Annotated in this window: 2 protein-coding genes; both read left to right on the top strand. The window is 45.5% G+C overall.

Features of this window, described 5'->3' with window-relative positions; translation table 11 throughout:
* Positions 1-2667, top strand: a 2667-nt coding sequence (locus V7Q33_RS19195) for a CHAT domain-containing tetratricopeptide repeat protein (protein WP_333820927.1), incomplete at its 5' end; no start/stop codon positions are given.
* A 167-nt stretch (positions 2668-2834) separates the two neighbouring features.
* Positions 2835-2966 (top strand): hypothetical protein, encoded by a 132-nt coding sequence (locus tag V7Q33_RS19190; RefSeq protein ID WP_333820926.1) that lies wholly within the window; start codon positions 2835-2837, stop codon positions 2964-2966.
* Positions 2967-3058: the final 92 nt, after the last annotated feature.

Genomic DNA, 3058 nt, shown 5'->3' with positions numbered 1-3058 from the left:
TCCGTTGATTTTGATTATGCCATTCTGCTAAGCGACAACTCCGGGCTTTTTGATATAAAAGAAAAGGGCGAAGTAGCTGCACGATTTACCACTGCCGTGGGCCTTACATCTTCGTATCTCCAAAACGATGCACTCTCCGATGCCGAGCTTGCGCGCTTCCACCGCGAAGCCGGTGAAGTATGGTATGCCAATGGAAAGTTTACCATGGCTGAACGAAAGTTTACGGCAGCAAAAGCTGCTTACGAAAAAGCGGGACTTCAGGAAGATATAGGATACATCAAGACTATATCCAACCAGGGATTACTCTACGCTACCATGGGGCGCTTTACACAAGCCCAAGAGGCTACGGAAGAAGCACTCACCATGCGCAAGACTAAATATGGCGATAACAACCCCAGCGTTGCTGCCTCCCTTAACAACTACGGTGTACTGAAATATAACCTGGCCCGCTATAATGAGGCAGAGAAAGATTTTGACACATCGGTTGGCATTATTAAAAGCAATAATCTTCAAACCGCTATGCCGTATGCCATCGTCCTGAACAACCAGGCGATGCTGTTTCAGTCGGTAGGACGTTTTGAGGAAGCAGAGAAAATATTGAAAGAAGCGATCACGATCGCAGAAAAACTTCAAAGCAGTAAATCACGCAATCACCTCAAGTTCCTTTCAAACCTGGCGCTGCTCTATCAACAGATGGGTAAATATCCGGAAGCCGAAACGATATACCTCGGTATGGAGAAAAGACTCGGCAAAAACAATCCTGACTACGCATCCATGCTCAACAACCAGGCTGCGCTATATATGGTGATGGGCAAAGAAGATAAAGTGGAAGACTTGCTAAAGCGATCCGCTTCCATTTACAAATCAAACTTCGGCGAACAGAATCCAGCGTATGCAAAAGCGATCAGCGACCTCGGCAATTTCTATCGCTATAAAACGAAATATACCGATGCAGCGCCTTTGCTGGAGAAAGCATTGGCTATTCGCGAAATTACCCTGGGACGAAACCATCCGCTGTATGTGCAGTCGCAGGAAGATATTGCTATACTGGAATGGAAGAGAAAAGCGTGGGATCGCTCGTTCATGCTGTATCGCGAGGTGATGGATAAATCGCTCGACTTCATCAACACATACTTTCCCCCGATGAGCGAAGCAGAGAAAACAAAATACTGGGATATACTCTCACCGCGCTTTCAACGCTTCTACAACTTTGCCGTAGAAGCAAGCGCAGAGAATGTACACGTACTGGAATCGCTGTTCGACTACCGCATCGCCACCAAGGCTTTGTTGCTCAACTCTACCAACAAGGTAAAGCAAACCATCCTGACGAGTAAAGATGCGCAGCTCATCAAAGACTATATCACGTGGCTTGATCAAAAGGAAACACTTGCCAGGCTATATGCTTACTCCAAAGAAGACCTCAAACAACAAAATATAAATCTTGATTCACTGGAACGCGCGGCCAATGCGATGGAGCGAAAACTATCAGGACGCTCTGCCGATTTTTCATCCGGATATTCAGTGAAGAAAGTAAGCTCCGGCCAGATTCGTGCGTTGCTAAACGACACGGAGGCAACCGTTGAAATTATACGCTTGCAAAAATATGATCAGAAGTTCGAGAACGATGCACGATACCTGGCATTGGTTCTTACCAAAAACACAGAAATGCCCAAACTTACTGTACTCGACAATGGGCTACAACTCGACACACGTTATGCTAAATTTTATCGCAATGCTGTTCAGCAGCGCATTGCCGATGAATATTCGTACGATCAATACTGGGCGCGAATAGAGCCGGCATTGCAGGGCAAAAAACTTATCTATATTTCACCTGATGGCGCCTATAATCAGATTAATATCAACACACTTCGCAAAGCGGACGGCGATTATGTACTGAACCGCTATGACCTGGTTATACTCGGTAACTCCAAAGACCTGATCGCATTAAAGAGTAAAAAAGCAAAGGCAACAAAGAAGACTGCTACGCTGGTAGGTTTTCCGGATTATGGAGCCGGAGATATACCGGCATTGCCGGGTACAAAAACAGAGATCGACAACGTAGCCAAAGTATTAAAGGCATCGGGATATACCGTTGCTCAATTCACACAAAAAACTGCAACGGAAAAAAATCTGAAAGCGGTAAAGGCTCCCTCGCTTATTCACATTGCTACGCATGGATATTTCCTACAGGATGTTGAGCCTACCGGTATAGCTTTCGGTGTGCAGCTTGAAAATGCGAACAACAACCCGCTGCTGCGATCAGGGCTTTTGCTGGCAGGCGCATCGGGCACCGTGAGCGGCAAGCGTATGCCTAATCTTGATAGTAACGACAATGGTATACTCACCGCATACGAAGCAATGAACCTCAACCTGGAAGGAACAGACCTCATTATACTCAGCGCCTGCGAAACGGGACTTGGTGATGTAAAAGCCGGTGAAGGTGTATACGGCTTGCAGCGTGCCTTTCTCGTAGCCGGTGCCGATGCACTCATTATGAGCTTATGGAAAGTAGACGATGCCGCCACCAATCAATTAATGAGCAGTTTCTATAGCAACTGGATCAAGCTGGGCAACAAACAAAAAGCATTTAAGCAAGCCCAGCTTCAGCTCATGACTAACTATAAAGATGCGTATTATTGGGGAGCGTTCGTAATGATGGGATTGTGACGTGTTTATGTGTGTAAGTGTTTATGTTAAATGCAGGCTACATTCAGTATTTGCTATAGCACTGAACGTAACAACATACCAACATAAACACCTACCCAACGTGATAATTCCTATACCACCGGGAATATTAATCGTACCAACGCATTGCTTGCGAAAATTAAACCTGTGTGCTGGTAGGCGCCCGCGATGAACAGCAGGTAAAAGAAAATGTAAAAGCCCTCAACTTCCGTTTATCAGATGATGAGCTGATGCAGATTAACAAGGCTGCAGGAGAATTTAGTTTAGCGGTTAACGGTTAGTGGGATAAAAAATCCAATTGCACAAAGTTGCACAGAGAAGACTAAAGTTACACAAAGGTATTTCTGAGTCTTTTCTGTGCAAATCTGTGGGA

It is taken from the genome of Ohtaekwangia sp. (assembly GCF_036786105.1).
In the GTDB taxonomy this organism is placed as follows: Bacteria; Bacteroidota; Bacteroidia; order Cytophagales; family Cyclobacteriaceae; genus Ohtaekwangia.
This window is presented reverse-complemented; position numbering and strand designations above follow the sequence as displayed.